The sequence below is a fragment of the Kitasatospora sp. NPDC056181 genome (assembly GCF_042266225.1).
Lineage (GTDB): Bacteria > Actinomycetota > Actinomycetes > Streptomycetales > Streptomycetaceae > Kitasatospora.
On record NZ_JBHJUK010000254.1, the window covers coordinates 1 to 7,514 of the forward strand.

Genomic DNA, 7,514 nt, shown 5'->3' on the forward strand with positions numbered 1-7,514 from the left:
CTCCACACCACCCCACCCACCACCCCACCCACCACGGCCACCACCACCCCAGCCACCTAACACCCCGGCCCGGGCACAGACGAGACCGAGCAAGAATCCGCCGGCCTGAGTGCGACAGGACAGCAACTCTCTCCCGTCTCATCCGACTTGGCAACGAACGGGGCTCTGACCAGTAGGGCTGCCAGGTGGTGTGGGAACGGACTCCGACGCTGTTCTCAGCCGAGTTGGCTCTCGCGGAACCGGATCTCACACGGTGGGGACAGCACAGAGCTCCGGAACTGTCCCGCCCCATCGACGTCTGAACCCGCCCGATAGCCGGCCAGGTCCAGGGGGCGGGACGGACTGTCCAGGGTGGCCGAAGGCCAGCTGTCTATAACGGCTACTTTTGGCCCCACTTGTGCGGGGTGAGTTCCGGGTTCTTCGGGCCCCACCCGTGCCCATGGTTCCGACATGACGTCAGGGCGCAGTGGCGCCTTTGGTTCAGTTGGCGGCGCAAACCCGCGTGCGGCTGGACGGGTGTAGTTCGACACCTGACTCCGGTGGCCTCCGCCCGAAGCGGTGCGCCTCCGGGTTGCATGGGCCTGCGCCTCGGCGCGGGGCGTGCCGGCGTCCTTCACGGCCCCGGACCCGACGAATGAAAGAGCACAATGGCAGAGCACGACCCTCGTAACCGCACTGGTCGCGGCCCTCTACTTCGCGGGCTCGCCGCAGCCGTGCTCGCAGTCGGCATGCTGGTGGCCTCAGCGGGACCCGGATACGGGACCGGCGCGGCCGCTCTGGCGCCCGGCACACAGTTCACGCCGCTGACGGCGGCAGTGATGACCGAACCGACGCCGTTCGACGCCACGGACGGCAAGACGCACCTCTCGTACGAACTGCTCACCACGAGCGCACTGTCCAGCAGCACGCCGGTGCGGCTTGACCGTGTCGACGTCAAAGACGCCCGCACCCAACAGGTCATCGGCTCGCTGAGCGGGCAGGCGCTGGCCGAGGCCGCCAATCCGGTGGGCGACCCCCTGCCCGGTGCGGACGGGTACACCCCGCCGCCCCCGGCGCCGACGCCGACCGTCATCCAGGGCTCCCAGCAGTGGATCATCTGGCTCGACCTGACCCTCGACCACGGCCGGGCGGCGCCCGAGGTCCTCGTGCACCATCTCTCGGGTGCCATCCTGACCGCTTCCGGCCCCTCCGCGTTCGACGAGACAGTGCAGGCCACCCCGACCGCCCGCACCGCGCCCTTGAACCTGAACCCTCCGGTCCTCCCCGGCACCTGGTACGCCAGCGAGTCGTGCTGCGGCAACACCCACCACCGGCGCGGCCTCGCCCCGATCAACGGCCGCTTCGGCGTGCCGCAGCGCTTCGCGATCGACTGGTACCGGGTCGGCGAGCAAGGGCAGTCCTGGGAAGGCGACCCCGCCCAGCTCACGAGCTACCTGAGCTACCGTCAGCCGGTCGCGGCTGCGGCCCGCGGCCGCGTGGTGGAGGTCCAGGACGGAATCCCGGACAACCCGCCGCCCCACACGCCGCCCATCCCGCCGATCGAGGACACCGTCGGCAACCACATCACCCTGGAAGTCGCACCGGGCCGCTACCTGCTCTACGGCCACCTGCAGCCCGGCTCGCTCAACGTCCGGGAGGGCGACTGCGTCGAACCCGGCCAGGTCCTCGCGCTGATCGGCAACAGCGGCAACTCCACCACCCCGCACCTGCACTTCCAGGTGATGACCACGGCCGAGTTCTTCCCGACCGACAGCCCGCCGTTCACCTTCCAGCAGTTCCGCGTCCTCGGGCAGGTCGAACCCCGGATCTGGGACGACAACTTGGGCCTGCAACCGACCGGCGTCCTGCCGATCACGCCCTCACCCTACGAGGGCCCTCACCGTGCGCAGTATCCGCTCGACCGCGAGGTGCTGGATTTCTGACCCGACTCCGGCACATCCCCCGGGCGGGCGCCGACAACACGGCGCCCGCCCGGACGCATCAGGGCGGGACGCATCGGGGCGGGCGCTGCACACCACAGCTATCGGTCACCGCACGCTTTTCGTCACACCCACCACTCCGTTGCACGGCAGGCCGTGAAACCTCACCCGACGGAGGGGGTGGGGCCGAAAGAACCCGTTGAAACAGCCAGCACGAAAGCGCCGCCGCAGGCGCCCTTGACCGGCCGGCACGGCCCGCACACTGCACGAGCGGGGCGGCCCCGGCCCGCGAAGCTCGTGATGCTCGCTGAGATTCCCCACTCAGTTGAAGGCCGGACTGAGTGGGGAACCGTGAGTAGCCCTGGCCGTCTTCCGAGATCTTCATCACCAGTGCGGCGGGTGAAGCAGTGACAATCCGACAGCTCCGATGAGATTGAGTGAGAACTGGCCAACTGCAGTGCGACAGGACAAACTCAGTGCCACCTGATCGCTCTTGCACCCATGACCCGCCAACTCTCTTGAGCATTCGCCAACAAGCGAGTACGGCCACACGGCCCGACCGGGCAAGTCGGCCGGGCCCGCAGTCGGCGCCTGCCCGGAATCGAAAACGGGCTGTTCGGCCCAGGCTCGCCCGGAACCGCCGGGGTTGAACGGGCCGATCGAACAGCGGCAGGATTCAGCGCCATGGAAACCTCCTGGGAGATTATCAACTCACTTACACAGAGACTGAATTCACTGTCCAAGGTGCCTCCCGAGCAGGCCATCCTGGGGCAAGCCCTCAAGCTCTGCGAGGAGGCCGGCGAGGTCGCCGAGGCCGTCATCGGGATGCTCGGGATGAACCCCCGCAAGGGCCTGTCCCACAACGTGGATGACGTGCGCGCAGAGGCGTGCGACGCCGCCGTGACCGCCCTGATCCTGATCGCCCGCACCGGCGCCGACCCGCGTGCAGTCTTCGAGAAGCACCTCCAGTTACTGGCGGGCCGCTCACTCACCGGGGAGGCCGGCACTTGAGCACCCCCACCACGACAGACGCCAACGACGCCAGCGACGCCGACGACGCCGCGATGATGGAGTGGCAGCCCCCCAGCAGCGACGCGGAGATCATCGACGGCTCGAAGACCACCCTGCGGGCCACCGCCCGCGCCCTGCCCCGACTCCTGGTCCTGGCGCTGCGCCTGGGCCGGCAGGCCGACCGCACCGCCCTGATCACGCTCCTGGCGTGCGCGGCGGCGTCGGCGGCGGCATCGGGCTTTGGCCTCCTGGCCACCACCGGCATGATCACCCATCTCGTCGCCGACAACGCACCGATCGCGGATCGCCTGGCGCGCTCGGTCCCGTCCGTCGCGTTCCTGGCCGCGATGTCCGGGACGGCCGCCGTGCTGCGCATCGTGGGCGAGTGGGTCGCCGACCGGATCGGCCCGAAGATCGCCCGGGCCGCCGAGCTGGAGCTGATCGACGCGGCCACCCACGCCGAGGTCGTCGCCTACGACAACCCGAAGTTCCAGGCCGCCTGGGACGCGGCCGACCGGGGCGCGGGCTCCACCCGGGACCTGCTCTCCCAGACCCGCGACGTCATCGGCTACACCGCCAACCTCGTCGCCGCCGGGATCGTGATCGCCACGATCCACCCGGTGCTTCTTCCGCTGCTCGTCCTGGCGGTCATCCCGCAGGCCCTCGCACGCACCGCAGCGGCCAACGCCTTCTACCGGGCGATGATGGCCACCTTCGGTGCCACCCGCGCGGCCAACGTCCTGCGCTGGTTCCTGTGCGACCGCCGCTGCGCCGCCGAGGTCCGCTCCAACACCATCTCCCCGTTCCTGCTGCGCATCTACCGCCGGGCCGCCGCCAGGGTCACCGACGCCACCGACGCCGCCGCCGGCCGCAGTGCCGTTCTCGGCCTGTACGGTGCCGCCGCCTCCGGCATCGGCGCGTTCCTGGTCTGGGGCGGCCTCGCCTGGCTCCTGGCCAGCGGCCACGTCACCCTGGCGTCGGCCGGCACGGCGGTCATCGCGCTGCGCTCGGCCGCCGCCAACCTCCACTCCGCCGCGAACTACTCCGCGGCCGTCCACCGCACCGGCCTGTACGTCGGCGACTGGCGGTCGTTCATCGAGATGGCCCGGGCGCAGCGGCTCGACCGCGGTGTGGCCGCACCGCCGGCCGGGACGGCGGTGATCGAGGCACGGAACGTCACCTTCACCTACCCGGGCTCGGAGCGGCCCGCCCTGCGGGGCGTGGACTTCACCGTCCGCCGGGGCGAGATCGTCGCGGTCGTGGGCGTGAACGGTGCGGCGAAGTCGACGCTGATGAAGCTGCTGTGCGGCCTCACCCTGCCCGACGCCGGGACGGTCTCCTGGGACGGCGTCTCCACGCGTGACATGGCCCCGGACCTGCTGTGGCGGCAGACGGCGCTGGTCCAGCAGGACTTCTCGCACTGGCCGCTCACGGTTCGCCAGAACATCACCCTGGGGCAGCCCACCGGGCGCGGGGACGCCGCCGTGCTGGAGGCCGCTGCAGCCACCGGCGCGGACGAGGTGATCGCCGAGCTGGCAAGCGGCCTGGACACCCTGCTGGCCAAGGAGTTCTGGGGCGGCGCCGAGATCAGCGAAGGGCAGTGGCAGCGCGTGGTCACCGCCGCCGCGTTCCACCGGGCGCAGTCCGGCACGCTGCTGATCCTCGACGAGCCGACCAGTGCGATGGACCCGCGCGCCGAGCACCGGATCTTCAACGGCCTCGCCGAGATCGCCAAGGACTGCGCCACCGTGCTGGTCACCCACAACCTGGAGAACACCAAGGTGGCTCACCGGATCGTCGTACTCGACCACGGCCTGGTGATCCAGGAAGGCAGCTTCGAGGAACTGGCCGGCGCCCCGGGCATGTTCGCCGACCTGCGCGCCCTTCAGCACGACCGTGGCCGGCAGCTGCCCGCGCAGCGCACCGACAGGAGCACAACGTGATCCCGTACGACCTTCTCGCCCGCCAGGCGCTCGACGCAGGCTTCGGGAGGCTGGCCGCCGGCGTCGTGGTCTTCGACGTATCCGGCCGGGTCCTGATGCTGCGCCGCAAGCCGGACGACGTCCTGCCCGGTCTCTGGGACTACCCGGCCGGCGGTCTGGAGGACGGCGAGCGCCCTGACGCGGGCGCGGCCCGGGAGCTCTTCGAGGAGTGCGGCATCCGCTGCACGGACCTGGAGTACGTGCGGGCCCTGGACTTCACCGACTCCCGGGGCCGCCGGACCCGCCAGTTCGTCTTCACCGCGACCGTTCCGGACGGCACGGCGGTGACGCCGACCGAGCACGACGCGTACACCTGGGCGGACCTGGACGACCTCCCGCCGACCAGCGACGGCCACCGCGAGGTCCTCGGGTGGCTGAAGCGCTTGCGGGTACGGCCCGGCTGGCGGCCGGTCGGCCGGTACATCCAGGACATCGCCACCGTGAACCTGTACGGGTCGTTCTACGTCACCGACCCGGCCGGGAACCCGCTGTGCCTGCAGTCCGCTCCCAACCCGGACATCTGGCAGTTCCCGGGCGGCGACACGGATCCGGGCGAGTCGCCGTTCGGGACGGCGTTGCGCGAGTTCCGCGAGGAGACGGGCCTCGACCTGGCCGTTGAGAACCCGGAGATCGTGGCGCGTCGGCAGCTTCTCGCGGTGATCTACTTCGAGCCCACCGCGGAGTGGCCGTTGGGGAAGGTGGGCCACGTCTTCTGGGGCGGGGTGCTCAGTGACGAGCAGCTGTCCCGGATCCGGCTGTCCGCCGAACACCTCACCTGGTCGGCCCGCGGGCTGCATGACTGGTTCGCCGAGATGCGGCCGCAGGACCACCGCAGGCTGCTGCTGGTCGACCGGGCCCGCCGCGCGGGGATCACCGTCTTCGAGGAGCAGTCCTCGGCGAGCCCGCTCGACCGCCACGGTGTCCGCCTGGACTTCGAGGGGATCCTGGCGTTCGTCACCACCCCGGATCGCAGCCGCTTGCTGATGAACCTGCGCGACGAGAAGCCGGGCATCGCCTGGCCTGCGCACTGGACTCCGATCGGTGGCCGGCGCGAGGGCGTCGAGACCGCCTTCGAGTCGGCCACCCGCGAGGTCCGGGAGGAGGCCGGCATCCTGGTGAAAGGCCTGCGCGAGCTCACCGGCCCCCATCACCCGCACGTTCACGGCTCCACCGTGGTCCTCGCCGGCGTCTTCGACGGCGCCGAGTCCGATCTCGTCCTGGGCGAGGGCCAGGCCGTCCGCCTGGTGCCGCTCGCCGAGGTGCTCTCCCTCAAGGTGCCGCCGTACATGGCGCACTATCTGCCGCGGATCGGCGGCTGAGGCCCATGCCGGTTCGGGCCGACCCCGAGAGCCCGCCCGGCGACTTCCACCGACGAACGCCCCCGCCCGACCGCACCCGGCACGGTCCGCAGCCGCGCCGGGCACCACCCTCGCCGCTCCCCGCAGGAAGGCACCAACCCCATGCCCCCTCCCCGTCGGGCTCAGGGCCGCCCGCCGCAGCTGACGTGACGGCACGTCAGAGGCAGTTCACCGTGGCCGCAGTGTCCGCCCACAGCCAGTTCACGGGCGCGTACTGCTTCTTCAGCGCGGTGCGCTCGCGCCCGTAACCCTTGAGGGCGGCCTCCACCGCCGGTGCCATGCCGTCCAGGTCCTGCGGCACCGGCACGCGCAGCAGCAGGTTCTGTTTGCGGTGCGCGAGCAGCAGTTCCCCCGCGGGCGTGCACTCCAGCAGGGCGAAGTGGTTGAGCGGCTTGAAGGGCTTGTCCCCGGTGGACATCCGTGCGCGCATTACCCCGTCGGCGCTCCACGCGTACAGGCCGTAGCGGTTGAGGTGGAATGCGCGTGCGCGGTGCGGGTCGGCGACCACGGTGAAGTCGAAGCCGGTGAAAGGGCTGTCGTCACGCAGGTGCAGGCCCCCCAGCCGGCCCCGCAGCACCCCACGGTCGTCGACGAGGGCGAAGCTGAACTCCTGCCCGCGGTTGCTGGATCGGTAGATCCTGCCGAAGACCGGGACGACGAACAGGTCGTCGCCGAGCACGGCGGGGCGGGTCATCCTGGAGTCGACGTAGCCGTGGAGGCTGCCGCTGGTCCCGGTCAGCTCCGACAGGGCCTCGGTCAGCGAGGGCGAGGGGCGGTTGCCGCGTCCCACCGGCGCGTCGCGGTAGCGCACGTGCGGCTGGAGGTCGGCGTCGGTCTGGCGGTCTGCGCGGGCGTCCAGGGTCGCGACGGCGCGCAGGACGGGCTTACTGCTCTGGACGAGAGCGGCGCCGGGCTCGGAGACGGCGACGATGTTGGGGTGGGTGTCGGCCCAGTTGCTCAGCCGGTACTCGGAGGTCAGGCACAGCAGCCGGCCCGCGGGGGTGACGCCGATCGACGCGGCAAACGGGTCCCCGGGAATCTGCGCCCTGTCCCAGCCCCAGGGCATCGGCCAGGAGACCAGGACCTCATCCAGGTCCGGGGAGAGGACGTGGGTGCTCCCGGGCTTGGAACTGACGGCGACCGCGCCGTCCGGGAGGACGGCCAGGCTCGCGCCCCCGCCCTCCGCGATCGCCGACGGGCCGCCGCCCGGCACCGCCTGCCCGAACACGGCGGTGGCAGTAGGC

Annotated in this window: 5 protein-coding genes; 4 read left to right on the forward strand and 1 reads right to left on the reverse strand. The window is 71.2% G+C overall.

Going from position 1 to position 7,514, the window contains the following annotated elements; all coding sequences use genetic code 11:
* Nucleotides 1–818 precede the first annotated feature (818 nt).
* The 4 genes from ACFC1F_RS42010 (at nucleotide 819) to ACFC1F_RS42025 (ending at nucleotide 6,231) form a co-directional block, all read left to right on the forward strand.
* Entirely contained in the window at nucleotides 819–1,922 is a 1,104-nt protein-coding gene (locus ACFC1F_RS42010) for a M23 family metallopeptidase (protein ID WP_376166934.1), read from the forward strand.
* A gap of 681 nt (nucleotides 1,923–2,603) precedes the next feature.
* A complete protein-coding gene (locus ACFC1F_RS42015; RefSeq protein ID WP_376166936.1) occupies nucleotides 2,604–2,930 on the forward strand; it encodes a MazG-like family protein in 327 nt (108 codons plus the stop codon).
* The gene (locus ACFC1F_RS42020) at nucleotides 2,927–4,873 is read left to right on the forward strand and encodes an ATP-binding cassette domain-containing protein (protein ID WP_376166938.1); all 1,947 of its coding nucleotides are present in this window, start codon (nucleotides 2,927–2,929) and stop codon (nucleotides 4,871–4,873) included. The genes ACFC1F_RS42015 and ACFC1F_RS42020 overlap by 4 nt, the downstream gene beginning before the upstream one ends.
* Nucleotides 4,870–6,231 carry an NUDIX domain-containing protein gene (locus tag ACFC1F_RS42025; protein WP_376166940.1) on the forward strand — a complete coding sequence of 454 codons (1,362 nt, stop codon included), beginning with the start codon at nucleotides 4,870–4,872 and terminating at the stop codon, nucleotides 6,229–6,231. Before ACFC1F_RS42020 ends, ACFC1F_RS42025 begins: the two co-directional genes overlap by 4 nt.
* A gap of 196 nt (nucleotides 6,232–6,427) precedes the next feature.
* On the opposite strand, the gene ACFC1F_RS42030 is transcribed toward ACFC1F_RS42025, so the two are convergent.
* Nucleotides 6,428–7,514, reverse strand: a 1,087-nt coding sequence (locus tag ACFC1F_RS42030; RefSeq protein ID WP_376166942.1) for a hypothetical protein, incomplete at its 5' end; no start/stop codon positions are given.